At 35.6% G+C, this 24405-nt stretch carries 32 protein-coding genes and 1 pseudogene; 31 read left to right on the top strand and 2 right to left on the bottom strand.

Going from position 1 to position 24405, the window contains the following annotated elements:
- From ACQV18_RS06520 to ACQV18_RS06370, 31 genes and pseudogenes are all read left to right on the top strand, one after another.
- Positions 1-91 (top strand): annotated as a pseudogene (locus tag ACQV18_RS06520) (site-specific DNA-methyltransferase); the annotation flags it as partial.
- Between the two features lie 24 nt (positions 92-115).
- Positions 116-412 carry a MazG-like family protein gene (locus tag ACQV18_RS06515; RefSeq protein WP_428892770.1) on the top strand — a complete coding sequence of 99 codons (297 nt, stop codon included), beginning with the start codon at positions 116-118 and terminating at the stop codon, positions 410-412.
- The gene (locus ACQV18_RS06510; protein ID WP_428892768.1) at positions 413-892 is read left to right on the top strand and encodes a hypothetical protein; all 480 of its coding nucleotides are present in this window, start codon (positions 413-415) and stop codon (positions 890-892) included.
- Positions 893-1186, top strand: coding sequence for a hypothetical protein (locus tag ACQV18_RS06505; protein ID WP_428892767.1), 294 nt, complete (start codon positions 893-895; stop codon positions 1184-1186). It begins immediately after the preceding gene.
- 241 nt (positions 1187-1427) lie between these two features.
- Positions 1428-1568 carry a hypothetical protein gene (locus ACQV18_RS06500; protein WP_428872870.1) on the top strand — a complete coding sequence of 47 codons (141 nt, stop codon included), beginning with the start codon at positions 1428-1430 and terminating at the stop codon, positions 1566-1568.
- Entirely contained in the window at positions 1565-1732 is a 168-nt protein-coding gene (locus ACQV18_RS06495) for a hypothetical protein (RefSeq protein ID WP_428884880.1), read from the top strand. Before ACQV18_RS06500 ends, ACQV18_RS06495 begins: the two co-directional genes overlap by 4 nt.
- 1 nt (position 1733) lies before the next feature.
- Entirely contained in the window at positions 1734-1973 is a 240-nt protein-coding gene (locus tag ACQV18_RS06490; protein WP_428872872.1) for a hypothetical protein, read from the top strand.
- Positions 1970-2386, top strand: coding sequence for a DUF1492 domain-containing protein (locus ACQV18_RS06485; protein ID WP_428872873.1), 417 nt, complete (start codon positions 1970-1972; stop codon positions 2384-2386). Before ACQV18_RS06490 ends, ACQV18_RS06485 begins: the two co-directional genes overlap by 4 nt.
- Positions 2387-2756: 370 nt before the next feature.
- The gene (locus ACQV18_RS06480) at positions 2757-2996 is read left to right on the top strand and encodes an HNH endonuclease (protein WP_428892766.1); all 240 of its coding nucleotides are present in this window, start codon (positions 2757-2759) and stop codon (positions 2994-2996) included.
- An 80-nt stretch (positions 2997-3076) separates the two neighbouring features.
- Entirely contained in the window at positions 3077-3334 is a 258-nt protein-coding gene (locus tag ACQV18_RS06475; RefSeq protein ID WP_428892765.1) for a hypothetical protein, read from the top strand.
- 103 nt (positions 3335-3437) lie between these two features.
- A complete protein-coding gene (locus ACQV18_RS06470) occupies positions 3438-3767 on the top strand; it encodes a P27 family phage terminase small subunit (protein ID WP_428892764.1) in 330 nt (109 codons plus the stop codon).
- On the top strand, positions 3751-5400 hold the full coding sequence (locus ACQV18_RS06465) for a terminase TerL endonuclease subunit (protein WP_428892763.1): 1650 nt from the start codon (positions 3751-3753) through the stop codon (positions 5398-5400). The genes ACQV18_RS06470 and ACQV18_RS06465 overlap by 17 nt, the downstream gene beginning before the upstream one ends.
- Before the next feature lie 15 nt (positions 5401-5415).
- Positions 5416-6615 carry a phage portal protein gene (locus ACQV18_RS06460; RefSeq protein ID WP_428892762.1) on the top strand — a complete coding sequence of 400 codons (1200 nt, stop codon included), beginning with the start codon at positions 5416-5418 and terminating at the stop codon, positions 6613-6615.
- A 132-nt stretch (positions 6616-6747) separates the two neighbouring features.
- Positions 6748-7512 (top strand): head maturation protease, ClpP-related, encoded by a 765-nt coding sequence (locus ACQV18_RS06455; RefSeq protein WP_428892761.1) that lies wholly within the window; start codon positions 6748-6750, stop codon positions 7510-7512.
- Complete coding sequence (locus ACQV18_RS06450) at positions 7512-8711, top strand: phage major capsid protein (protein ID WP_428892760.1); 1200 nt, start codon at positions 7512-7514, stop codon at positions 8709-8711. The genes ACQV18_RS06455 and ACQV18_RS06450 overlap by 1 nt, the downstream gene beginning before the upstream one ends.
- An 11-nt stretch (positions 8712-8722) precedes the next feature.
- A complete protein-coding gene (locus ACQV18_RS06445) occupies positions 8723-8983 on the top strand; it encodes a hypothetical protein (RefSeq protein WP_428892759.1) in 261 nt (86 codons plus the stop codon).
- A gap of 15 nt (positions 8984-8998) precedes the next feature.
- Entirely contained in the window at positions 8999-9277 is a 279-nt protein-coding gene (locus ACQV18_RS06440; RefSeq protein WP_428892758.1) for a phage gp6-like head-tail connector protein, read from the top strand.
- Positions 9267-9629, top strand: coding sequence for a phage head closure protein (locus tag ACQV18_RS06435; protein ID WP_428892757.1), 363 nt, complete (start codon positions 9267-9269; stop codon positions 9627-9629). The genes ACQV18_RS06440 and ACQV18_RS06435 overlap by 11 nt, the downstream gene beginning before the upstream one ends.
- Positions 9601-9972, top strand: coding sequence for a hypothetical protein (locus ACQV18_RS06430; protein WP_428892756.1), 372 nt, complete (start codon positions 9601-9603; stop codon positions 9970-9972). Before ACQV18_RS06435 ends, ACQV18_RS06430 begins: the two co-directional genes overlap by 29 nt.
- The gene (locus ACQV18_RS06425) at positions 9972-10358 is read left to right on the top strand and encodes a hypothetical protein (protein WP_428892755.1); all 387 of its coding nucleotides are present in this window, start codon (positions 9972-9974) and stop codon (positions 10356-10358) included. Before ACQV18_RS06430 ends, ACQV18_RS06425 begins: the two co-directional genes overlap by 1 nt.
- Before the next feature lie 19 nt (positions 10359-10377).
- A complete protein-coding gene (locus tag ACQV18_RS06420; protein ID WP_428892754.1) occupies positions 10378-10956 on the top strand; it encodes a phage tail protein in 579 nt (192 codons plus the stop codon).
- Between the two features lie 20 nt (positions 10957-10976).
- Positions 10977-11339, top strand: a complete 363-nt coding sequence (locus ACQV18_RS06415; RefSeq protein WP_428892753.1) for a hypothetical protein — start codon at positions 10977-10979, stop codon at positions 11337-11339.
- Between the two features lie 205 nt (positions 11340-11544).
- On the top strand, positions 11545-14478 hold the full coding sequence (locus ACQV18_RS06410; RefSeq protein ID WP_428892752.1) for a phage tail tape measure protein: 2934 nt from the start codon (positions 11545-11547) through the stop codon (positions 14476-14478).
- 1 nt (position 14479) lies between these two features.
- Positions 14480-15184, top strand: coding sequence for a phage tail protein (locus ACQV18_RS06405; RefSeq protein WP_428892751.1), 705 nt, complete (start codon positions 14480-14482; stop codon positions 15182-15184).
- Positions 15181-18684 (top strand): phage tail spike protein, encoded by a 3504-nt coding sequence (locus ACQV18_RS06400; RefSeq protein ID WP_428892750.1) that lies wholly within the window; start codon positions 15181-15183, stop codon positions 18682-18684. The genes ACQV18_RS06405 and ACQV18_RS06400 overlap by 4 nt, the downstream gene beginning before the upstream one ends.
- Positions 18685-18695: 11 nt before the next feature.
- Positions 18696-18842, top strand: coding sequence for a hypothetical protein (locus ACQV18_RS06395; RefSeq protein ID WP_428892749.1), 147 nt, complete (start codon positions 18696-18698; stop codon positions 18840-18842).
- A 1-nt stretch (position 18843) separates the two neighbouring features.
- A complete protein-coding gene (locus ACQV18_RS06390; protein WP_428892748.1) occupies positions 18844-20535 on the top strand; it encodes a collagen-like triple helix repeat-containing protein in 1692 nt (563 codons plus the stop codon).
- 18 nt (positions 20536-20553) lie between these two features.
- Complete coding sequence (locus ACQV18_RS06385; protein ID WP_428892747.1) at positions 20554-20904, top strand: hypothetical protein; 351 nt, start codon at positions 20554-20556, stop codon at positions 20902-20904.
- Positions 20904-21107 (top strand): hypothetical protein, encoded by a 204-nt coding sequence (locus tag ACQV18_RS06380; protein ID WP_428892746.1) that lies wholly within the window; start codon positions 20904-20906, stop codon positions 21105-21107. The genes ACQV18_RS06385 and ACQV18_RS06380 overlap by 1 nt, the downstream gene beginning before the upstream one ends.
- Positions 21108-21196: 89 nt before the next feature.
- A complete protein-coding gene (locus ACQV18_RS06375; protein WP_428892745.1) occupies positions 21197-21649 on the top strand; it encodes a phage holin family protein in 453 nt (150 codons plus the stop codon).
- A complete protein-coding gene (locus ACQV18_RS06370) occupies positions 21639-23138 on the top strand; it encodes a LysM peptidoglycan-binding domain-containing protein (RefSeq protein WP_428892744.1) in 1500 nt (499 codons plus the stop codon). Before ACQV18_RS06375 ends, ACQV18_RS06370 begins: the two co-directional genes overlap by 11 nt.
- Positions 23139-23241: 103 nt before the next feature.
- Here the strand turns inward: ACQV18_RS06370 and ACQV18_RS06365 are convergent, their stop codons facing one another.
- Both ACQV18_RS06365 and ACQV18_RS06360 read right to left on the bottom strand, forming a co-directional pair.
- Entirely contained in the window at positions 23242-23733 is a 492-nt protein-coding gene (locus ACQV18_RS06365) for a hypothetical protein (protein WP_428892743.1), read from the bottom strand.
- A 2-nt stretch (positions 23734-23735) separates the two neighbouring features.
- A complete protein-coding gene (locus tag ACQV18_RS06360; protein WP_428892742.1) occupies positions 23736-24185 on the bottom strand; it encodes a helix-turn-helix domain-containing protein in 450 nt (149 codons plus the stop codon).
- Positions 24186-24405: the final 220 nt, after the last annotated feature.

Below are 24405 nucleotides of genomic sequence, written 5' to 3'. Positions count from 1 at the left end.
TTCTTACGGTTTTGAAATAAAAAAAGATTTTTATAAAAAGGCAAAAGAAGAGATGCTATCTAATGTGCCTTTGCAAAGCAGTTTATTCTAAACAACAAAAGAGGAGGACAAATAAATGCAAGAACTAATCACTAAAGTAGAACAGTGGTTCATAGACCGCAACTTACATACCTTCGATGGAACTGGTCAACTAGTGAAGCTACAAGAAGAAGTTGAAGAATTGAAAGATGCGTACGAAAAGAATGACCGTGAAGAAATGATAGACGCAGTTGGAGATATAACTGTTGTTTTAATTGGCTTCTGCATGCAGACTGGGTTAGATTTTGAAGAATGTTTGGCCAGTGCGTATGAAGAAATTAAGGATCGTAAAGGTAAAGTTGTTGATGGTGTGTTTGTGAAGGAGGCTGATTAAATGTTAACAAAAGATTTTATTAAAAAAGTTAAAGAGATTAATGAAGATTGGGAAATCGGAGTAGTGGATAAGGGTATATACATTAAAATAGGTAGTGCATATTATTGTAGTGTAAGAACTAGTGAAACCTATGCGCTCGATACAAGATATGAAAATTTTTATGAAATGAGCGAATCAGATAAAGAAAACCTTTTAAAACTATGCGTAGAATACGCTTCGACACCGATTGAAGAGCGAGAAATAAAATTATCAGATGTTGAAAAGACTATTTTAGAAAACGTCGTCAGCGTTAACTATATTGCAAGAGATATTGATGGCGCTTTACATGCTTATAGAGACAAACCGACTAAAGATTCTTACGGTTGGATTGTTTATGAAAGCCCCGATGACCATACTAGATTAAATAAAAAACTATTCCCCTTCATCAAATGGGAAGACGAAGATCCGACTAAGATTAGCGATTTGCTGGAGGTTGATTAGATGAAACCAGTTTTATTGCAAGTAACAGAAAATTTAAGGATCGTTGATTACGACGATCGGAATGTAGCACTTGAAATGTTTTCTACAGGATTTAACCCTAAGACAAAAGAGAAAACTCAGTCATGGAAAACGGCAGGTTTCTTTTCTTCAATCAGAAGCTCCTTACGCTACATTGTAGAGCAGGAATTGATAACAGATACAAATACACTCAATAAGATTGAGAGCGTTTCTGACGCAATAGAAAGAAGCAATCAGGTAGTTCTTGAAGCGATAGAAAAGTTGGGGGTTAACTAGATGAATATCGATCAATTAAAGTTTAAAAACTTATGTTCTGACTTATTTTATTTATCGCCTCAAAATTTATCAGAGAGAGAATTAAACATGTTATCCAAATCGGTAAATTATGCAAAATGCATCATTGACAAAGAAAGTAAAAGGAGACAACTAAATAAAGAGGTGACTAAATGCACCTAATCATTCCAGTGCTTTTAACCGTACTTATCATGTCATCAATATACAGAAAGGACGAGTTTGATTGAAAGAACGAAAAGTAGGAGATCGCTACCGTCCCATTGTAACGATCAAGAAGATGAAGAATGGGAAAGCAACCGTTATTGAAGCGAGTGGGAACACTTATATCTTAAGACACCCTGACCAGTATAGGAGGAAAGCATGAAGCAATTTAAGATTTTAGTAAAAGATGTTCACGGAAATCAAAGATATGTTTACTTTGATGCTAAAACGATTCAAGAAGCAGAAACTGAAGCAAAAGCAAAATATCATTCAGTAGTTGCCATTGAAGAAGTAACGCCAAGCATGGATCTATTCGAGGTGTTTTAAAATGGCGAATGATAGGCATCGTGCAGTAGCGAGAGCAAAACATAAAATGGAAGTATCACTAAAGCGTAAAGAAAAAGAATATTTTAACTCTTTGTCTGTTTATGAAAAAGTAGCTTATATCTTCAAGAAGGCAGTATTTACAGTAGAAGAAGCTCTCGACATTATTTTTTTAGTTCTAGATAAACACAATTTTATCATTAGCAAAGAACGACTACAGAAAATATTCGGAGGTGACGAATGAGGGCAAAAGATTATTTGTCGCAGTTGTTTTGGATTGATGACGAGATAAAAGCTTTGTCCATGGAAAGAGAGACAATATTTAATTTAACTCTTAGAAGGGCAAGCATAACTGATATGAAAGTCCAATCCTCACGAGGAGGTAGACCAGATGATGTGTTTGCGCAACTGTCCGATTATGCTATCAAAATAGCTGATAAATCAGACGAACTAACGGCTTTAAAAATTAAAATATCAGAACTCATTGATAAAGTCGAAAATAAGACAAGTCAAACATTATTAAGATACCGCTACACCATAGGTTACGATTGGGAGAATGTAGCAAAGCTAATGGACTATGAAGTAAGGCATATTTATAGATTGCACGGTCAAGCATTAAAAGATTTTCAAGATGTCATGGAATGTCACTTGGAATAGATGATATTGTTATAATGAGCAATAGCTCAAAAACAATCCCAGTTGATGCAGTTCGCCTAGAGCGTGTGGAAAACTGACAGACTGGTCGCCGAAAGGTGAGTATATATAAAAGTCTATGTATTGTGTTCTAAAAAATATAGACAAAAAAACCTTTAGCAACTGTGGCGGAATAGGTAGACGCTTAAAAGGGATAAGACATATTACGTGGGCAACCCTTGAACAGTGATATGTTATGTAAGGTGCAAATCCTTACCAGTTGCATCGCGGATTGTGATTGTTCCGCACACTCGTAAAACCAAATCATTTCTTTCTTTTCCACCTCGTTTATTGGGGTGGTTTTATTATATTTATAAGTTAAGGGTGGAAGCACATGAACAAAAAATTCCTAGCTAAACTAAACAGATGGATTGCAGAGGATAATCTAATAAGATTCTATCATTCATCACAGTGGCGTAAGGTCAGAGCCATGCGTATGAAGATAGATAACAATGAGTGTCAAGTATGTAAAGCAGAAGGTAAACACACGCCAGCAGAGATGGTCCATCACGTAGTGCATGTGAGAGACAATCCGATGCTTGCATTATCTTTAGAAAATTTATTGAGTTTATGAAATGCATGTCACAATAAAGAGCACCCAGAAAAATTATTGTTGAATAAAAAGAAGTTTACAAATGAGGAGAGGTGGTAATTATGTATAAAGATTTGAATGTAGATAAATGTAAACAACTAGAGAACGAGTTTGGTAATGCAGCTAAACACCTTAATAAGCAAACAGAAATAATTGTATCTGAGCTAGCTGATTCATATATAAACGCTTCTAACAGTTATGCAGAAGCTATTACATATGTAATTGCAACAAATAAATGGAAAGGAATGAATGAATATCTATCTAATAGATTGATTGAACGTATAAATAGTATTGCGATGAATCAACCACCTTCAAAATAACCCCCGGGTCGATTTCAAATGAAGTCTATTCGGGGAACCAGACAACGGGGAGGGGGGAAGACTCCGGAAAAATATACGCGCGCGCGTGAGAGGGGGGTATTAAATGGTAAAGAAGAAAATAGTTGACCGAATTCGTGAAGATTTGCATCAGTATCTTGAAGATGCTGGGGTGTACGGTGAGCATTTTTTTAATCTTGTGGATGATTACTGTAGGCTCTATGAGATTAAAGAAATGTTATGGAAAGACATTCAAGAACGTGGTGTGGCTGTAGAATGGCAGAACTCCGAAACATCTAGAGGGGTTAAGAAGAATGAATCGGTCGGAGAATATAACAAAGTAAATAGTCAAATGATGAACATCCTCAAACAACTTGGCATCACATCTGAAACATTGCGGATGCTAGGTGGTGAAGACGATGCCGAAGAGTTCTAATTATCATCCTGCTATTGATACCTATATGAATATGGTTGAATCGGGAGAAGTTGAATCATGCAAAGAACAAAAACTTTTAATGAAATATCTCAGGAATAAATTGAAGGGTGCAGTTATAAAAGCTGATTTAATTGATAAAGCCATTCGTAGAATGAACCAGTATTTTGACGGCAAATTAATGCCTTGGCAGGAGTTCATAACAGCATTTGTGTTTGGCGTGTACGACAAAGATGATACGATTATGTTTAATGAATTCCTTGTGATGATGGGTAGAGGTGGTGGAAAGACTGGTTTCATGTCACGTATAGAAATGGCTTTAGTGACCACTGAACCAGTAAAAAAGTATCATGTTGATATTGTAGCTACGTCAGAAGATCAATCGCGAGAATCTTTTGACGAATTCTGGGAAATACTCGACGATGATAAACAAAACAATCAAGGAAAGAAATTTAGAAAGTACTTCTATTTCACGAAAGAACAGTACATATTTAAGAAAACGCGTAGTCGTGTAAGGTATCGGACGAATAATGCCAAGACAAAAGACGGTGGTCGTCAAGGAGCTGTTATTTTTGATGAAATACATGCCTACGATGATGAAGAATCAATCAAAGTGTTTATATCAGGTCTAGGGAAGAAGGATAATCCTAGACGTTTTTATTTTACAACTGATGGTTATAATCGTGGCGGTTTCCTGGATATGCTAAAAGATGAATCGGTTTTAATTCTAAATGGAGACCGACCAAATCGAAAGACTTTTCCATTTATTTGCAAATTAGATGATGCCGAAGAAGTTCATGATCATTCTAAGTGGGAGAAAGCTAATCCATCTCTAAATTATTTTCCAGCATTAAGACAGGAAATGATGGACGAATACGAAAAACTAGAAGATAGAGGATCATCAATGGTTGAGTTTATGACAAAACGAATGAATATACCAATGAACGATAGTCACGAATCAGTAACAACGTGGGAGAATATCTTAGAAGCCAACGAAGAACTTATTAATTTAAATGGAATGAATTGTATTGGAGGTGTTGATTATGCAGATACAACAGACTTTGTTGTTGTGGGCTTGCTGTTTAAGGTTGAAGACATCTATTATTGGAAGTCACACACATTTATCTGCCATCGAGCTTTACAAGGACGTAATTATAAGGTGCCGATTGATGTAGGTGTTAAAGAAGGAAGAATAACAATTATTCACGATGATATTATATCGCCTAGCCATGTATCTGGTTGGTTTATAAAGCAGTCTAAGAAGTATCGTATCAAAGATATTTGCACGGATATGTATCGCATTAGTTATTTGTCTGACGAATTCGAAAAGAATGGGTTTAATAAGCTAACGTTATCTCGAAGCGGGTCGAGAACTCACACAGAATTGGAGCCATTTGTGAATGAGATATTCGCTTTTAACCGTATTAAGTGGGGAAAAGATTTCATGATGAATTGGTACACATGGAACACTTATAAACATCGAGACGGCAAAGGAAATATGACTTATGAAAAGATTGAACCTAAGTTAAGAAAAACAGATGGATTCATGGCTTTGCTTCACGCTTTGCAGCATAGAGATAAACTTAATGTCCCAGTTGTGAAAATTAGAAAGAGTCTCAAAACATATACTTACTAGAAAGAGGGGTGGAACATGGGAATATTTGACATTTTCGGGCGGAGCGGTTCGCATAGCAATCCGCAAGTTAGAACTAGCTTATCCAGAAAACAATTAGAAACACTTATTCAAACAACTTCGAATAACATTCATTTTCAAAAATATGCTATTCAATTGTGCGTCAATAAGTTAGCTAGTGCGTTAAGTCTTTGTAAATTTGAAACCTATCAAGAATATGAAAAGATTGAGGAGCATTATTGGTGGAAGTTTAACTTTGAACCGAATAAGAACATGAATATGCATGATTTTTTGTATCAATTAGTGCATGAAATGGTATACGACGAACGTGGCGCTTTAGTCATTCAAAATTCGGAAGGCGATTTTGTAGTGGCAGAGAGTTACGAAGTTATAGAAGGTAGTTTTGTTGGAAATATTTATAAGAATATCCATTTGTACGGTGGATTAGAATTGAAAGAACTTTATAAAGAGTCTGATGTTCTTAGATTTCAATTACCGAATAAAAAAGCTAAGGCGATTGTAGATCATTTATATCGTGAGTATGGTCGTTTCTTATCAGTTGCGTCAGAAGCTTATATAAGAGATCGTTCGTTGAAGTTGATTCTTAATATCGGGTCAATGTTTAATCAACAACCGATCGAAACCGAAAACGAAGATGGAGAAATTGAGGAAATTGACCCAGTGGACGAATTAATGAAAAACCGTTTTAAAAATCTTTTTAAGGGCGGTGACACGCTAACTCCTTTAGAAGAAGGTTTAAGTATTGAGAAGTTGTTTGAAGGAAAAGGAAACGAAAAACAACAATCAGAAATACATAACTTGTTTGATTCGATCATCAATTATACTGCTGATGCTTTTGGAATTCCGAGAGGCCTTCTCAAAGGAGACGTAGCAGATGTAGAAGCTATGACAGATAACTTTGTAACCTTTACTATTCGACCACTCGCAAAAGAAATAGAAACTGAATTGAATCGCAAAATTTATAAGGAAGAGGGTCTGACTAACGGTTCTAAAATCAAATTAGTTACAGGAACTATCCAAACTTACAACGTAGTATCGTTTGCTGCTGCTGCAGATAAATTAATCGCAGCGAGTATCGCAACTCCAAATGAAATGCGTGAGGCATTAGAATGGGAGCGAATGGAACAGGATAAGATGGACGAAATAAAAGTAACTAAAAACTATGAACAACTGGAGACTAGCGAAGATAAGGAATAGTGATCCTAATGTATCTTGGCTAGCAAAGAGCTTAACCAAATAAAAATTATTTTGACGGTCCAATGGCGGTCTTTTTATTTTGTCCTGAATATGACATTAAACTTTTCCATCAACTAAGAAAGGAGGACGCGAATGCCTAAGTTAAAAAATATACCTTTTCAGTTCAAAAATGAGGTAGTAAACGATAAAACTGTGTTGACTTTATCGGGAGTAGTGAGAAAACCTTTTTCTTGGGAAAATTGGGACGAAACTATAAACGAGAAGCTAGTTGAAAGTGTGTTGTTTGGAGTTGATGGCGATATTCACATTCGGTTGAATTCCCCGGGTGGAGATGTTTTTGAAGGCATTTCAATTTGTAACTTTTTAAAATCTTTGGATAATCACGTTACAATTGAAGTCACTGCATTAGCTGCAAGTGCAGCGTCAATTATAGCTATGGGTGCAGATAAAGTGATTATGGCCAAAGGCGCCAATATGATGGTGCATGAAGCAATAACTATGGAAGAGGGAAACAAACAAGTCTTTCGGAAGGCTGTTAATGCTTTGGAGACAATTGATAAATCTTTAGTTTCTATTTATCAAGCTAAAACAGGGCTAGATGAAAAAACCATTACTGAATTTTTGGTTTCGGAAACTTGGTTTACTGCTCAAGAAGCTGTGAAAAAGGGCTTTGCAGATGAAATAGGAAACTTTGAAAGTGAAAAAGAAACGGGTAAGGATTCTGGTGATTCGATAGAAATCAATGATAATGGAATCAAAATTATTAGCAATTCAATAAATTTAGATGGCATGGTTAAACAGATAACTGCAAAAGTAAAAGAGCAGTTAAAAGAAGAACAACAAGAACCAAAACCACAAAACAACTTACTTAAAAACTTTTTAGGAGGAATTAATTAATGAAAAATTTTGAAGAAAAAACAATCGATTTTGAAGCATTAAAGAAAAATGCTTATGAAGCAATGGCGCAAGGTAACGAAGAAGAAACGAAAGAAGCATTTAGTGCTTTGTTCGACAGTATGGCTGAACAAGCGAAAGCAAGAGCTGAAAATAAATCCAGCGAATTATATTCAGCAATTCAGGATGAACAAATTTTAGTTGCTCGTGGAGTACGCAAACCAATCACTTCAAAAGAAATGAAATACTTTAATGAAGCAGTTAAAAAGCAAAAATTAGATGGATTAGAAGCTGCTTTTCCAACAACAGTTATCGAAGATGTGCTTAAAGATATTACTAAGGAGCACCCTCTGTTATCGGCAATCGATACACGTTATACCGAAGCGGTTATCAAGTATATCTATGCTGACCCAACCGAAGTAACAGCGTACTGGTCTGAAATTCCGGCTGATATTAAGCAAATTCTATTACGAACTTTCAAGAGTTTAGAAATGACCGTAGTGAAATTGCATGGGTTCATTGCTTTACCTAAAGGATATTTCCAATTAGGGCCATCTTGGTTAGCTAACTTTGTGACTACAAGCTTACGCGAAGTTATGGCTGCTACTTTAGAAACTGGTGTAGTTACTGGTGATGGTAAATTAAAACCAATCGGTATGATGCGTAAATTATCTGGTTCAACAGATGGTGTTTATCCAGAAAAAACCGCGGTGTCTATCACAGAATTCACACCAGATTCATTAGGTGGAGCGCGTGCGTTGCTATCCAAAGAAAAGACTTTAAATGGTCAAGTTGCTTTAATTGCGAATCCAGAAACTATTGCTACTAAGATTGACCCTAAATTGTTCTTCCAAAACAAAAACGATGGATCATGGAAACAAGTTGGATTGCCTTATGGCGAAACAATTATTCCTTCTTATGCTGTTCCGGTTGATAAAGCTATATATGGTGTGCCTAAAAACTATTTATTAGCTGTTGCAGGCCAGCTAGATATCCGTAAATACGAAGAAACACTTGCCATCGAAGACATGGATCTTTATATCGAAAAGATGTTTACAAATGGGTTGCCTAAAAATTCAAACGCTTTTGTAGTTTTAGATTTATCGGGTGTGACAGGTATCACTCCAGTTGAAGCTGATCCAAAAGCTGAAATTGTAAAGCAAGATTCTATTAGACCTAATGAAGAAACCCCTTCAGTATAGGAGTGAATTACATGTATAAAGTAATCAAGAACTTTCACGACGCAGAGGACAATGAATACTTATATAATAAAAGCGATCAATACCCTCGTAATGGATTAAAGCCAACAGAAGAACGCATTGAAAAACTAGTTAAATTAGGGTTTATCGAAGGGTCAATTGTTAAAGAATTGGAGACCAAGACAAAAAAGGAACTGATTGCTTTACTTGAGGATAAGGATATCTCGCATGATGCGAAAATGACAAAAGCTGAATTAATAGACCTTCTTGTATAAGGGGGTCTTTTAATTATGCCGAATGAAGAAATCTTACCCATCGTAAAGCGACACTTAAAGATCACGTTTTCGTACATGGACGATGAACTCCTTGAATTAATAGAAGAAGCTAAAACTGTCATAAATTCAATCTGTGGGCCTTCTGAATATAAGTATGGTTCATTAGCTATGAAGCTGCTTAAAGCTCATGTTAGGTATGCAAATAGCGCTTTGCCTAGCACCTTTGAATACGACTATCGTCACGATCTATTAAAACTTCAAATAGAAAACGGAGTGAGACGAAATGGCAAATAAAATGGAAGATTTACTTCTAGACGGTAGACTATTCTTTGGAGAAATTAAAACAGAACGTGATGCACATCGAAAAGTAACTGGAAAGAGGTTTGTCCGAACGGGCAACCTTTTTTTTAATTACGTTTCTATCAATCAACGTTTTGATGAATACCACGTCGGCCATTTATCAGAAGTATCACTGAAAGTAAAAGTTTACTTTACGAAAGATATCCATAAGTCACACAAAGTAGAAATTGAAAATGTGATGTATGAAATTTTAACAATGGATCCCGACATAGACCGGAAATATATTTATTTATTTTTAAAGAAGGTGGGTGAATTAGATGCAAATGACCGCATCGAGTCGAATTAAATTAGACCACATTATAAAAGCAATGGAAGAATTAGGTCATCCCGTTTTTGCTATTGATTTAAACAAAGACGAGATTAATAACCGTGACTCTTTCTTCGTTTATAACGACAAAGGAAATATTTCACGCGTTGAAGGTGCCAACCAATACAAAATGGAATTTACCGTTATGTATATTTCGAAAGTGCACGATGATATTGATGAAATTACACTTATTGATCAATTAATAAGATACGGTCTTATCTTTGTAGATTCAACTAGAGATGAAGCAAAATTCAAAGGAACAGATCAGACGGCATTGGTCATCACATTGAATTTCACTCAGATTTTTAGGTTGTGTCGATAATGGTTAAATTTAATATCGAGTTCGAAGATAATGAAGAATTGCTAGAAGCGTTTAAGCAAGTTCCAAATAAAGCAGAAAAAGTAACGAACGATTTTCTAGAATCAAAAGGCGCTCCTGAAACAATGAGGGCAATTATTGGTTTAATGCCAATCAGTCGTGTAAATAAACAACACGCAAAGGAAAGTTCATCATTACAAAAGAAAATGGAAAATCTGGGATTTGAAATATTACCAAAGAAAAAATTCAATTATTTAGTTTTCCCCAATGATGGCATTGGGAACAAAAACCTAAAAGAGCAAATGTTTTTTCAATTAGGTTTAAAACAAGTAGAAGGACCATTAATTAAACAATTAACAGATGCGCTGCTTAAAGCGGCAGAATTATAAAACAGGAGGAATATAAAATATGTTAGTAACAGAACAATTTGATCATTTTGAAATTACAAATGGAATGTTTCGTAAAGCTTCAGAAGGTCTTTTATTAAAAGCTATGCCTATTGGCTGTACAGGTTCGGTTTCAATTGAACCAGAAACCAGAACAATCACTAAACGATGCGAAGGAAAAGTTGTTAAAGAAGTAACAATTATCGAAAAGCTTACAGGGACTTTTATAGGACACTTAACACTTGGTATGGCAGAAGTTGTTTTTGGCTTATCTGGCGAAGGGTTAAAAGAAGGAGTAAAAGGATACGGACGCAATTCTTACGGTGGATCGGGCTCGGCAACGTGGGACGTTTACGACATCGCACGAGAAAACCGCAAATTAATTGCACTACCTAATATGTTGTGGACAGGCGGATTGAATCGCGTCTTCACGAATGGCGAGGATGAAATCGCAGAAGTAGAAATCGGATTTTCCGCATTAATGGATAAAAACGGCTATTGTTATTATGAAATGATTGTGGATGATTCATCTGACCAAGAGACGGTTAAAAAATGGAACGAACAATTCGATGAAGATTTAGTCAAAGCACAATCAGTTTAAAATAAAGGAGGAATGACATCGTGAACATCAGAGAGATTAAAGAGATTGAGTTAAGTAACGGCGAAATTGTTCCAGTTAAAACAAAAGTTTCTTTAGGAATGATTAAAAAATATCAAGAAGATGAAATCATTCCTAAAGATTTTATCAACAAGATGCTAACTAACAACGTAGATGCTCAGAATCTAAAAATTGAAGATTTATTAGGTGTGGCATTTATGTCCTATAAAAACGCTGGTGGAAAAATGTCATTCAAAGAATTTGAAGACGAATGTCCACTTGATATGGATATGTTAGCTATGATCTTTGTAAACATGATTATGGGAGGAAAAGCAGGACAAAAATCACAGTTTAAAGATGCAATAACAAAAGCAACAAAAAAGTAAAAGGCGGTTCCAATAAAAAAACGCCACGTATTGATTATAGCGTAATAACAATCATGGAATTGATCAGTTATTACGCTTTTTTATTTGATATAAATTTGGAAACCGTTTTAACAATCCCTTTTGTCGAATTGGAAGAATTGGCATATAACAAAGCAATTTTAGAAGCGTATAAACACAGTGAATAAATACGGAAAGGAGGAAATAAATGGCTGAAAAAGAAGTAAAAGTTCGTTATAAAGTTCTAAACTCAGAATTTAACAGTGGTATCAAAGACATCAATTCAAGTTTAACTACATTGAATAAAGAATTCAGACTTCAAAAAGAAGAGATGAAATTGACCGGTTCTGAAACAGACAAACTCGAAGCGAGCTTAAATAAATTATCAAAAGAGTATGATCTTGCTAAACAAAAGACAGAGCTGACCGCTCAAGCGTTCGAACAGGCTAAGCAGATGATGGGTGAGAATTCAAAAGAAGCGCAATTATGGGGCAACAAACTATTAGATGCGCAGCGTAACGAAGAACGATTAAAGAACTCTATTACCGAAACGACCCAAGCGCTCGACAAGTCTAAAAGTTCAATGAGCGAGTCTGCTCAAGAAAGCGAACGGAATAAACAAGCTATTGCAGATTTACAAGATGAACAAGCAAAATTAGCTGATGAAAGTAAGAAGTTAAACAGCGAATTAAAACTTCAACAATCGTCCATGTCTGAAACAGCAACCGATGCAGAAAAATTAGAGATGGCCGAAAAAGGTTTAGCTCAACAATCTGAACTAGTCGGAAGACAAGTGCAAAACTTAGAAAAACAACTTGAATTAGCCAAGAAAGAATATGGCGAGAACTCACGCGAAGTCATGCAATTGGAAACGGCATTGAATGAATCTAAGACAGCATTCAACCAAGTTGAGAACGAGATGCGCGATTTAAAAAATGCATCTGGTGATGCCCAAGACGGAATGGATAAGTTAAATAATACCATGAAAGCCGATTTACTCATGGAGTTTGGCGATCGTTTACAAAATGTTAGTGATAAACTTATCGAGCTCGGCAGGTCAGCTATAGAAGCGTTTAGAGAAGTAGATGCTGGTATGGATATCATCACTACTAAAACAGGCGCAACTGGCAAACCTTTAGAGGAAATGAAGCAACAAGCTAAAGAAATTGCTACTGAAATACCCGCTGACTTTGAGACGATTGGTAATGCAGTTGGAGAAGTAAACACGCAATTTGGTTTAACTGGCGATGCCTTGAAGGAAACTTCTAAAGATATTATTCGCTATTCAGAAATAAATGGGGCAGATGTTACTGATACGTCCATTATGGCCAAACAAGCGCTAGAAGCTTACGGGTTATCTGCCGATTGGTTAGGCGACGTATTAGATTCAACCACAATGGTGGCACAAGGAACTGGCCAATCAGTAGACGATTTAATGCAAAAGACGATTGAAGGTGCGCCACAAATTAAAGCTCTAGGACTTGAATTTGGCGAAGGTGTGGCTCTGATGGGGCAATTCGAACAAGCAGGGGTAGACTCCAGTCAAGCATTAAGTAGTTTGAGTAAAGCCGCTGTCGTTTATGCGAAAGATGGGAAATCATTACAAGAAGGCCTTGAAGGTACAATAGATGCAATTATGAACGCTAAAGATGAAACAGAAGCGTTGAACATTGCTCAAGAAGTATTCGGCACTAAAGGCGCTGTGCGTATGGTTGACGCGATAAAACGTGGGACATTTAGCATGGAAGAATTATCCAAAGCGTCGGAAGAAGCAGCAGGTAAGGTTAAATCTACTTATGAAGATACTCTTGATCCTATAAAGGAATTTGAGAAGACACAGAATGCATTAAAATTAGTGATGAGTGATATTGGAGAAGAAATCTCAAAAGTTTTGGCTCCAATATTAAAAACATTAGTAAATTTGTTAAAAAAAGTATTTGAATGGTTTTCTAATCTGCCAAATCCGATAAAAGAATTTATAGTTGTAATGGGAATAATAGTAACGGCATTAGGTATATTGGCTCCAATTATAGCTGGAATCATAGCTGCATTTACATTTTTGGGGACAACGATTACAACTGTTATCGCTCCAATTGCATTAGTGGTAGCTGCAATAGTAGGCTTAGGTTTAGCAATAAAACACTTATGGGAAACCAATGACCAATTCAGAGAAGCTGTTATAAACACTTGGAATGCTATAAAAGAGTTCTTACAACCCATCATTCAATCGATTAGCGATTTTATAATGGAGATTTGGGGAACATTGGTCGCATGGTGGAATGAAAACAACGAATTAATCAAACAGACAATTAATACTGTTTGGGGTTGGATTCAATCTTTCATAGTAATCATATTAGAACAAGTACTCGCTAAAGTAACATTAGTTTGGGGCTTGATTCAAGGGGTCACTCAAACGGTATGGCCTATCATTCAAGAAACAATCAGAATAGCAATGGACTTTATATTAGGAATCATCAAAGCTATTATGCAAGCTATCAATGGTGATTGGTCTGGCTTTTGGGAAACAATGAAACAAACAGTTTTTAATACGTTTAGCAGAATCATATCCAATACCAAACAATCTGTCGATTCTGTAAAAAACTTTATGATAAACGGATTTAATAGCGCAAAGAATAAAACTGTGGAAATATTTAACAATATCAAACAAGCAATAACAGATAAAATCAATGGAGCAAGAGATGCAGTTAGAAATGGTATTGATCGCATCAAGAGTTTCTTTAATTTCAGTTGGTCCTTACCTCAATTGAAATTGCCGCACTTTACAATTAATGGTAGATTCAGTTTAAATCCGCCAAGCGTTCCATCGTTTGGCATTAGCTGGTATAAAGATGGTGGTTTAATGACCGGTGCATTCCCGTTCGGATTTGATGGGAAGAATTTTCATGTTGGTGGAGAAGCAGGGCCAGAAGCTATCCTTCCTTTGACTTCTAAAGTTTTAGGTGAAATTGGTGCAGGTATTGTAAAAGCGACTAATATTACTAATCAAGAATACGGTGGAAACACTATTAATGTATATGCAGATATTGCTAGTGATTATGATGTGTATAACATGATAGAAATTCTTGATAAGGAATTGGGAGAAAAAGAAACAAGAATAAATAGAGGATTGGGGTTGGTCTAAAATGTTAGATGTGTTTTTTGATGAAATAGTTTTAAGCCACCATAATCTTTGTCTTGTTGAAAGACCGTTTATCCCAACCACCGAAAGAGAAGTTGTCCACCATGATAACGTTGACTTGTTGGATGGTGGATTAACTGAATTTGGAGCTTTGAAAAACAGGCAACTTACTTTAAATGTGAACATTCTTGAGGAAAATCTAAAGCCTAAATTAAGAGAATTCAAAGGGGCGTTTTTAAATAAACGCTCTTTTAATATGATCTTTGGTGATGATCCGGAATTTTATCACCGTGTTAAGTCCGCAAAAATAGGTGATATTGAGAACGAGTTTTATCAAAAGGGTGCTTTTAATATCGATATGGTTTTAGACCCTTTTGAATACTATAAGTATCTTAATATAACTAAAGGTATTAATTTGGTAGAGGTTAATAATAGAGGAACATATCACGCTTTGCCTATTATAAAAATAAAGGGCATAGGTGATGTGGTTTTGAAAGTGAATGACCTATCAATGACAATTGAAGGAATGTTAGATGAAATGGTTATCGATTGCGAAAAGTTAGACTACTACAATCCTTTAACGCCCAATTCGTCAGCTGAAAAAATACACACAAAATCCTTCCCGGTATTGCCGATTGGCAAAAATATAATCACTACTCAAGGCAATGTTACATCGATTGAAGTCGAGTTTAAGGAGCGCTTCTTATGATTTCTGTATTTAATAAATCCGCCATCACTAATAAAGAATTGGCAGGAGTGGGACGACCAATATTAGATAATTGGGCGAAAGAAGCTACATATCACTCCACATTAAATGGAGAACAATTTATAAAAATATTGATTCCTCATCGTTCAAAAAAAGTAGATAAGAGTAAGTTGCCTAATGAGCTAGATATTTTAAAAATCACCGATATGAATGATGAAGAAGATTATTTCCGCATTCGCAAAATCAAAGTCACTTTAAGAAACTATGAAATTTATGCAGAACACATTACATACGATCTAATTGATAACTTCATTGAAGATATTAATATCGTTGGCTTGACAGGTCAAACGGCTATGGATCATATATCAATGAACACTCAATACCCACATCGTTTTAAATTATTTAGCGATATTAATAAGCAGGCAAATATACGTATCGTTAGGAAGAATCCGATGCAAGCCATTATAGGAAACGATGACAATACGTTCATCAATCGGTTTGGTGGAGAATTAAAACGATTGCGTTTTACGTTATCGATGAACAAACGAATTGGCAAGAATTTAAAAGATTCTATACGTTCACGAAAAAATCTTACTGGTTTTGAAAGAGAAATCGATATTGACAACGTGGCCACTAGGATTTTACCAAAAGGCCCTAACGGAATTTCATTACCTGAAAAATACGTAGATAGTCCTTTAATTAGTAACTATCCACATCCAATGATTAAAGAGATTGAAGTTAAAAGCGAATTTGAAGGAGATTTCGAAAAGCTTTCTGATCAAGAAAAGCAAAGAATCTATTCAGAAATGCGTCAAGCTTGTCATAAAGCTTTTGAGAGTGGTATAGACAAACCTAAAGCGACTTACAAGGTGAATTTCGTCACTTTAAATATGACGGAAGAATATAAAGATTATCGATCTTTAGAATCTGTGAATTTAGGTGACACCATAGAAGTTTATGAAGAAGAATTTGATTTGTTTGTAAAAGCAAGAGTGGTTTCAATTGAATACGATTTATTAAACTGTCGTTACAAAGAAATTACTCTAGGCGTTTACCAAGGAAGTTTGGTTAGAAATCAAATCAACACGGCTAACAACTTAGCCTTTAAATTTGATGAAGTTAACAAGACAGCAGTTACCGCCCTCAAGTCTGCAAATGGCAAAAACACTAACTACTATTCAGATGATGAACCACAAAATCCTGATGAGGGTGATCTATGGTTTAAATCGAATGGATCTGTTTGGCAGTATGAAATGGTTGATGGGAAATTAGATTGGGTAGAGAAAACAATCAATAAAGAAAAATTTGAATCCCAATTTAAACTGATAGAATCGAAAACAAAAGAACTACTACAAGATATACGAAACGCCGAAAAACGAGCTAACCAAGCGATCGCAGATGCTGGTCTCGAAACGCTTGGAAAAGCTAATAAAAAGGCACAAGAGATAGCTTTACAAAAATATCAAGAAGCTGTAAACGAAGCGAAAAGATTGGACTTAATAGTAAGCGCTGATGTTGAACAGAAAAAGGCAGAAGCGATAGCTAGAGCACAAGAGTTAGATGGGTTGATGGAAAAAGCTTTGAAAAGTTATTCTGACAAAACAATAACTGAAACAATAGATTCTTTAAAGGTTGATTACATTGATGTGACTCTTGATGAATATGTTAAACAATCTACTTATGAAACAGGAATTGATGGTATCCAAGCAAGCATTTCTGAAATAAAAACAGACCCACTAAATAATATAAAGGGGTGGGACGACTTAGCGAGCAAATCTTTTGTTTCAACTCAAATTGATGTAGGAAGCAAAGGAATTAAAGCAGATATTCAAGAGATTAAGGGTGATAAATATAAGCAAGCATTAATAGAAGCGTCTGCATCTTACACTAAAAGTCAGTATATTGACACAATGTTGAAAGGGTATGTCAAAGCGGCGACTTACGAAAAGGGTATTAATGGAATAAACACTAATATTTCATCAATAAAAACAAACCCGTCTAAAAATATAAATGGGTGGGATGATCTAGCTAACAAATCATTTGTATCTACTACATTCAATGCAGAAGCAGGAAAGGTTAAAGCTGAACTCAAAAATTACGTAGATGGTTCAACTTATAAAAATACTGTCATAAAAGCAACTGTTGATTCGATAAATCAAACAATTTCTCAAGTTAGTGAAGGAAAAGTTGCTGGGATAAACCAACTAACTAACACTGTTAAAAGTATGGAACAAATCATTTCAACGCCGGACAGTACCGCAAGGTATTTGATGACAAGTAATATTTTTCAACATGAAATTTCTAATCCTAAATTAGAGATACATAAAAACATTGCCCATGAGAATATTATGGAAGGTTGGGGGTTTAAGTTTAGACCAGATGGCGACGGAAAAGCTTATTTTATAAGCAAGAACAATAACCATTACACAATCGCAATAGAGGTTGAGAGCGAGAAACCATATTCAATCTCTTTTGACAATAAACATTACTTAAACAACCATTTAATGTATTGTTTTACTTCGAGTGGTTTGAATGAATACCTTCCTTTAAATTTGATTGCTAGTCACACCAGCCCGTCGAAAATTGAAAACATCATTATTCCTCAATTCCAAAAATATTTATACATAGTATTTCTTAGTACTGTACCTAAAAATTTTGTGAAGATGGCAAAAATGCAGATTGAACAAAATTCCACAGCAACCGATTATTTCCCTCCGTTATCAGAAAACACTGCTTTTAAATCAGCTTTCACTCAACAGCAAGATAGTATTGATTTCGCGCTTTTTGGTCAAGCAGGAGCTATTTCTCGCATCAACTTAGGAGAAAAAGGCTTGTACTTTAAAGGTGATCAAATCAGATTAGACGGCACAACAGTAATGGACGATGCCTTTGCTAACAATATTTTCACTAAAAATTTAACTACAGATAGTTTGAAAGCCAATAAAGCAGTAATAGCTGAAGCAATTGTTGATAGTTTAAATGTAAATAGGATGACTGGTTACTCCGCAACATGGGTTCAAAATGTATTTGACGGCATTAAATCCAAACTAAAAATAACTGGTGATGGGGTATCGGTAGTTGATAATTTGGGAAGATCATCAACTTATTTTGACGACGACGGAATCGACTTCTTCGAAAAAGGAATAAAATTAGGAAGTCTAGAGTATGTAACGAACGTATCAGATGGAGGTGCTTTATACGGAAAAAACGGTATTTCTTTCCGTCCAGAGAAAAACAGTTATTTTGGGATAAGTTATTTTCCTAGAAATTCCAGAAGTTCAATTCGTGCGCTTGCTGTAGATGGGACTAACGGGAACACGTATTTAGTTAACACTATTTTCGGGGACGAAAGAGCAACTCATGGATTCGAAATTGGCGAAGGTTCGGTAAGTGGTATAAAAGGTGTAACAATACTAAATCCAAACGGTTATGCTGGGCTTTTAATTACTGGAAGTGGTGTCTATGTAACTGATGGCAGAAGCTCGCCATGGAGAAAATTATAAGGAGGATTTCTATGAATACAGTCGAAGAAATGGCATATATTTTAGCAAAAACGATCGAATCAAAGAATGATATTATCAATCAACTATCGAATCAAATACAAGCTAAAGATGACGAAATAGAAGAATTAAAGAAACAGTTAGAAGAAACGGAGGGGTAATATGCAAGGACACGGAATACTATCCGTCCAAGACCTCAATACAGGAACTGTTATTAAACAGGGAGATAAAACTACACTGAAGTTTAAATTGGTCGATTATGACCGAGATGATTTAAAACTGAGTGGTAAACCAGTAGAAATCGTTTTACTGACAACTAACTTTAAAGAGAAATTGACAATTGCAAATACCACGGTCGGGACAGACGGGGTGGTAAGTTTTGTTATCAATGGGGATCTTCCAGCAAACCAATATTACATGGAATTTGTTGTTGATAATAAGTACATTTTCCCATCTGAGCACAGATATTTTTGGAGAATTACACCGTCGTCTAAAGCAAGTGATTTAAACCTTATTCAGATGGTTGGCGTCGAAGAATTAATTAATCGAATTGTCCCCAAAGTAGAAAAAGCATCGGCTGATGAAGTAGTAAACTTAGTTACTCCAAGAGTGACACCTAAAATTGATTCAGATGGCACATGGATTATCGACGGGAAAGATACAAAGAAGCCATCGAGAGGTCCAGCTGGACCGAAAGGAGACAAAGGGAATATTGGACCTAAAGGCGATAAGGGGGATAGAGGTCCGCAAGGTGCTACTGGACCGAGGGGAAGCACTGGTCCACAAGGCCCACAAGGTCCGGTTTACAACGACACCCAATTAAAACAAGATATTCAAAGAGACTACCTAACAAAACAACAAGCCCAATTTGGTTATCAACCGAAAGGAGAATATCTAACAAAGTCAGAGAGTGACAGTCGGTATCAACCGTTGGGGAAGTATTTAACGACCAACAGCGACCTTGGTATTGCAAATCTATTATCAAACAATCCGATTAATTGGCAAATAGGGTCTGTAAATGGAAATCCTAAAAGTGGTGTTGACTATCCATCTAACACAACCTATAGAAGCGATTATATAAAGGTATCAACCGGGGAATATAAATTGCAATTGTTTAATAATTCTGAATATTCAGAATTAAAGACTTTTATACATATTTACAATATAAATAAAAATGGAGTTAGAACCTACAAATGGAGTTATGATAACCCCAAAACCATTAGAATAAATGAGAATGAAGAATTTATTCGGGTTTTGGTGAAACCTGAAGGCGTAAATGTACCAGAAAAAGTTGATGTTTTCTATATAGGAGAAAAAATAAAAATTAAACTTTCAAAAGGCTCAATCGCTACAGACTGGACACCGGCTCCTGAAGATCTAGTTAACAAAGTTGAAGCGGGTCCTTTTCAAAGTGAGAATTTATATAGCAGAAACCAAGAAAATAAATCCACTTTTTTTAGAGATCCAAGAAATGGAATTACAACCGGAACTTATGGACCACATTCGCTGGGACCGAAAAATAAAATCTTGTCTAACAAAGTTATCACTTTAAGCAAAAACTTAAGTCCGTCCGCGCCGGGTGATGGAGCTGATTGTTTAAGATTTGTTTTTTATGATGGTAGAGGAGAATTTATCTCTGGAGATTATTTTGGTGGCCCATCTGCACTAGAAAAAACCGTTACTACTCCATCAAATGCCGATACCATTCAATTATCATATCCTGACGATTGCGATATTAAAGTGGAATATGGCGATAAGGCTACACCGTACATACCGCACGTTAAAGATATTATAACAGTTGGTGAATTAGAAAAGTTAAAACAGGCAATTCGTGATTTAGGCGGAACAATTTAATTTAGGAGGAAATAAATTATGTACAAATTAAAAGAGTCATTATTAATGCCAAACGGCAACACAATCGTTCACTTGGAATATTCAGAGGGGCGCAATTCGTCATTTGACACAATCGAACTAATCGGCGACCAGACTAACAAGTCAGACAAAGAAGTCATTGAATTATGCAAACAAGTTATTCGTGACCGATTAAACCCCGAGAATGCCATTAAGAGGCTTCAAGAAGAATTAATCGAAGCGAAACATCAAATTGAAGAAGAAACTCAAAAGGCAAAGGATGAAATGACCAAACAGGTTGAAGGCGCAAAACTTGAAATGCAGATGATTATTGGAGAATTAACTGAAAGTCTAATGGGAGGTATGCAGTAATGGTCAATATGTTCGTGAATTTAATAAGACATAGCGATAGAACAGGTTGGACTATCGAAAGAGTGCCAGGACTATGGAGAGAGCCCGTCCGTCAGAGATGTATCGAGTTAGGAATAATTGAAGCAGACGAGGAGTCAGAACCGATTTCTGATGAAGGAGGAGAGGACAATGCGGAAGATCAAGCGGCCGAACAAATAGGATAGAACAAAAGAAATATTGATCGATAAAAGAGCTAGTTTTTTGATAACTGGCTCTTTTTGCATAGTAAAAATAATCAGAAAGAAGGAGTAAGATGGAATTACAATTCGAATTAGAGAAATTAATTGAACAGTATCAAGCAATTAGTCACAATGTTTATATTATTATTTTTGCTTGGTTTGTAGTGGCAGATTTTGTAACGGGATATGCAAAAAGTTTTTTAGGTGAAGTGGCTAATTCTACAAAAGGGCTACAAGGGTTGATTAAACACTTGCTAGTGGTGTCGCTAGTTTTATCAGTCTATCCAGTTTTATCTGTTCTTGGTTTTAAATCAATTGCCACTAGTTTTGTCGTCTTTTATATAGCGACTTATGGCATTTCTGTTATCGAAAACTTAGGACAAGCAGGAGTCCCTTTGCCTAATTTTGTTTCACAATATTTTGACAAGTTAAATCGTGAAAACACAGAGATTGATATGAGCAAGGTAACTATGACACTTGATGATGCTTATCGGAATCCGAAAGTAAAAGGTAAAAATGATGAATAGAGAACAATTTATAGAAATGGTTGCAGGACTGGTTGAAAAATATTCCAGTCCTATTTTTAATTCCGTTAGAATTGCGCAAGCGTGTTTAGAGTCTAATTACGGTCAATCTGACTTAGCTAAAAATGGCAAAAATTTATTTGGAATTAAGGCAAGTTATCCTTGGGCAGGAGAATTATACACAAAGATTACCAAAGAAGAAGTTACTGGAAAACTAATTAAAGTTCCGGGGGATTTTAGGAAGTATGCTTCTTGGGAGTTGTCAGTAAAGGATCATGCAAGTTTCTTTACATCTACAGACTATCGCAAAAACGTCGCATACAAAGATGTTTTAAGTGCCAAGACACCCGAACAGCAGGCAAGAGCTTTAGCGGGTACGTATGCGACAGATTCAACTTATGGAGTAAAACTAATTAATTTAATCAATGAATATGATTTGAAACAATATGATAAGGAGAAAATGCCTATGACAGTAAAATATCCTAAACCAAGAATAATCGACCGTACGAAACAAGCGTTGGGTTATCCGGGACACGGTGTTTATCCGAAACGCTCGCTACACAAAATTAAATATATTATTAGACATTACACAGCAACAAAAAACGAGGGATATGGTGCCGAGGTCATCAGAAACCATGAGAATTATTGGCGAAATCATCACGGTTGGAATTTGGGCGGCTATCATTATTTTATAGATAGAGCAGGAAATATTTTTCAAAACTATGATTTGAGTATTGTCAGCTATGGCGCAGGCGCTGTCAACCCTGAATCAGTGCATATTTCAAGGGAAGCAAGTTCAAAATATAACTATACAAAAGCACAGGATCAAGCTGAGCAAGATTTGATTTTATGGTTATTAACTAATCCGCTGAAACACTTGTCAGGAAACTCAATCAAAGGTCACAAAGAATTTATGCAAACATCATGTCCGGGATATTCGATCAGTGAACTTGCTCAATATCGCAAATTTATTGCCGAGAAATTAGACAGCAATTGGGGAGATTTTACAAATCAAAATGTCACAGCATCAAAAAGTGGTGTTTATGTCGTCAAACACGGAGACACCCTTTGGGCAATTGCGAAAGCTCATGGTAAAACTGTCGACCAATTAAGAGAGTGGAATGGCATTCAAAAAGGCGAATGGTTAAAAACTGGCCAAGAATTAAAAGTAACCGACGAGAATGTAGAATATTATACTGTCAAAAAAGGAGATACTTTGTGGCAGATAGCTAATGATTTCAATCTTACCGTAAAACAACTTATTGATTGGAATAATTTAAAATCCAACTTAATCATAGTAGGTCAAAACTTGTTGATTAAAGAACCAGAACACAAAGATGTTCCTCTAGCTCCAACTGAAGATACGAAACCGACAGAAGAAAAGCCGGTCGATAAAGTAGACGATCCAAAAGAAGAAGCGATCGAATTGGAAGCGGACGAGGAGTTGAGAGTGACTAAAGATGGAAAAATCAGAATTGTTAAGATTGGTTAAAGGTTTGATTGGGTTTATATTAACGGTGATTGGTCTATATGTCGCTTTTAAGACTCTTATAAATTAAATTCAAAAGATAATCAAAAGAAAAACTCCCCACTTCCTAATTGGAGGTGGGGTTCTTTTTTGTCTTGTCAATTATTGGCTTAAAATATTTATCCTCTAAAGCCTTACGCGCCTTAATCGCTTCTTGAAGGTCATCATATTCACCGCCTGAATATTGTTTCTTCTGAAACTGCAAAGTCACACGGTATTTTTTATATTGACCTTTCGAAATACCTTTATAACCAGTCGTATTTGTAATAGGTACTTTAGAATTAATATTATAAATTGATGTCCCATCAATTCGTGCTTCTTGTAGTTTCTTAGTGCCGAGAGGTCGTATCTTATCAAAATGTTTATACCCTTCATCATGGTAGCAGCCGCAGGAAACAACTTTCCCATTATTTAAATTGCACGTCTTTACAAGACATGTATTTCCGCACTCACACTCGCACTCCCATAAAAAATTTCCTTTTATTTTTTTGTCCGTTTTTCTTAAAACGGTTAGGCGACCAAAACGATCGCCCGCCTTAATTTTACTTGTTCGTGCCATTTTTAAAGATATAAAACCATGCCGTCTACATTGTTATAGACAATTTCATAATCTTTTGAAGTTGCTACTTTTAATTCTTCTTCGTTTTCTGATTCTTCTAACCAGTCAATCCAATCTTCTTTACTATACAAGAAACCTTCACCCGAATTGTATTCTTTAGACATTGTATAAACGTCTGACTTAAATAATTTAAAAATAGGGTCCATTTCATTTGAACTAGTTTTCTTATAATTTTCTAAATACTCTACGATTTCATTAAATTTGTTTTCCATTTCTAATTCCTCCTGATATTTTGTTAGTTTTAAAGCACTTTCGAATCTCATGTTTTCCAGTTTAGATTGACCTTTTCTATACTTGTTTATTGCTTGCTGACTCATGCCGGCGATGTTTGCTAATTCAGAATCTGTCATATCAGAGTTCATAATCTTTCTTAACTTGTCGATCTCGTTCATTTTAATCTTCCTTTCCTTAACTTCTGACTTTATTATACAACTAAAGTTGTTAGAAGTCAACACTTTTTACAATAAAAGTTTTAATTATTTTAAAAAAATTATGAGATAAAAAGGGGCAAAAAAGGGGCAAAAGGGGCATGATATTTTGAAATGCAATGAATACCTATGAATTACAAATGCCTATTTATAGGCGTTTTGAAACGTAGTGAAATGTAATGAA

Source organism: Facklamia sp. P9177 (assembly GCF_050409585.1).
In the GTDB taxonomy this organism is placed as follows: Bacteria; Bacillota; Bacilli; order Lactobacillales; family Aerococcaceae; genus Facklamia.
This window is presented reverse-complemented; position numbering and strand designations above follow the sequence as displayed.

Coding starts and splice junctions, on each gene's coding strand:
- ACQV18_RS06515 (WP_428892770.1), top strand. CDS start 116: ATGCAAGAACTAATCACTAAAGTAGAACAGTGGTTCATAGACCGCAAC.
- ACQV18_RS06510 (WP_428892768.1), top strand. CDS start 413: ATGTTAACAAAAGATTTTATTAAAAAAGTTAAAGAGATTAATGAAGAT.
- ACQV18_RS06505 (WP_428892767.1), top strand. CDS start 893: ATGAAACCAGTTTTATTGCAAGTAACAGAAAATTTAAGGATCGTTGAT.
- ACQV18_RS06495 (WP_428884880.1), top strand. CDS start 1,565: ATGAAGCAATTTAAGATTTTAGTAAAAGATGTTCACGGAAATCAAAGA.
- ACQV18_RS06490 (WP_428872872.1), top strand. CDS start 1,734: ATGGCGAATGATAGGCATCGTGCAGTAGCGAGAGCAAAACATAAAATG.
- ACQV18_RS06485 (WP_428872873.1), top strand. CDS start 1,970: ATGAGGGCAAAAGATTATTTGTCGCAGTTGTTTTGGATTGATGACGAG.
- ACQV18_RS06480 (WP_428892766.1), top strand. CDS start 2,757: ATGAACAAAAAATTCCTAGCTAAACTAAACAGATGGATTGCAGAGGAT.
- ACQV18_RS06475 (WP_428892765.1), top strand. CDS start 3,077: ATGTATAAAGATTTGAATGTAGATAAATGTAAACAACTAGAGAACGAG.
- ACQV18_RS06470 (WP_428892764.1), top strand. CDS start 3,438: ATGGTAAAGAAGAAAATAGTTGACCGAATTCGTGAAGATTTGCATCAG.
- ACQV18_RS06465 (WP_428892763.1), top strand. CDS start 3,751: ATGCCGAAGAGTTCTAATTATCATCCTGCTATTGATACCTATATGAAT.
- ACQV18_RS06460 (WP_428892762.1), top strand. CDS start 5,416: ATGGGAATATTTGACATTTTCGGGCGGAGCGGTTCGCATAGCAATCCG.
- ACQV18_RS06455 (WP_428892761.1), top strand. CDS start 6,748: ATGCCTAAGTTAAAAAATATACCTTTTCAGTTCAAAAATGAGGTAGTA.
- ACQV18_RS06450 (WP_428892760.1), top strand. CDS start 7,512: ATGAAAAATTTTGAAGAAAAAACAATCGATTTTGAAGCATTAAAGAAA.
- ACQV18_RS06445 (WP_428892759.1), top strand. CDS start 8,723: ATGTATAAAGTAATCAAGAACTTTCACGACGCAGAGGACAATGAATAC.
- ACQV18_RS06440 (WP_428892758.1), top strand. CDS start 8,999: ATGCCGAATGAAGAAATCTTACCCATCGTAAAGCGACACTTAAAGATC.
- ACQV18_RS06435 (WP_428892757.1), top strand. CDS start 9,267: ATGGCAAATAAAATGGAAGATTTACTTCTAGACGGTAGACTATTCTTT.
- ACQV18_RS06430 (WP_428892756.1), top strand. CDS start 9,601: ATGCAAATGACCGCATCGAGTCGAATTAAATTAGACCACATTATAAAA.
- ACQV18_RS06425 (WP_428892755.1), top strand. CDS start 9,972: ATGGTTAAATTTAATATCGAGTTCGAAGATAATGAAGAATTGCTAGAA.
- ACQV18_RS06420 (WP_428892754.1), top strand. CDS start 10,378: ATGTTAGTAACAGAACAATTTGATCATTTTGAAATTACAAATGGAATG.
- ACQV18_RS06410 (WP_428892752.1), top strand. CDS start 11,545: ATGGCTGAAAAAGAAGTAAAAGTTCGTTATAAAGTTCTAAACTCAGAA.
- ACQV18_RS06405 (WP_428892751.1), top strand. CDS start 14,480: ATGTTAGATGTGTTTTTTGATGAAATAGTTTTAAGCCACCATAATCTT.
- ACQV18_RS06400 (WP_428892750.1), top strand. CDS start 15,181: ATGATTTCTGTATTTAATAAATCCGCCATCACTAATAAAGAATTGGCA.
- ACQV18_RS06395 (WP_428892749.1), top strand. CDS start 18,696: ATGAATACAGTCGAAGAAATGGCATATATTTTAGCAAAAACGATCGAA.
- ACQV18_RS06390 (WP_428892748.1), top strand. CDS start 18,844: ATGCAAGGACACGGAATACTATCCGTCCAAGACCTCAATACAGGAACT.
- ACQV18_RS06385 (WP_428892747.1), top strand. CDS start 20,554: ATGTACAAATTAAAAGAGTCATTATTAATGCCAAACGGCAACACAATC.
- ACQV18_RS06380 (WP_428892746.1), top strand. CDS start 20,904: ATGGTCAATATGTTCGTGAATTTAATAAGACATAGCGATAGAACAGGT.
- ACQV18_RS06375 (WP_428892745.1), top strand. CDS start 21,197: ATGGAATTACAATTCGAATTAGAGAAATTAATTGAACAGTATCAAGCA.
- ACQV18_RS06370 (WP_428892744.1), top strand. CDS start 21,639: ATGATGAATAGAGAACAATTTATAGAAATGGTTGCAGGACTGGTTGAA.
- ACQV18_RS06365 (WP_428892743.1), bottom strand. CDS start 23,733: ATGGCACGAACAAGTAAAATTAAGGCGGGCGATCGTTTTGGTCGCCTA.
- ACQV18_RS06360 (WP_428892742.1), bottom strand. CDS start 24,185: ATGAACGAGATCGACAAGTTAAGAAAGATTATGAACTCTGATATGACA.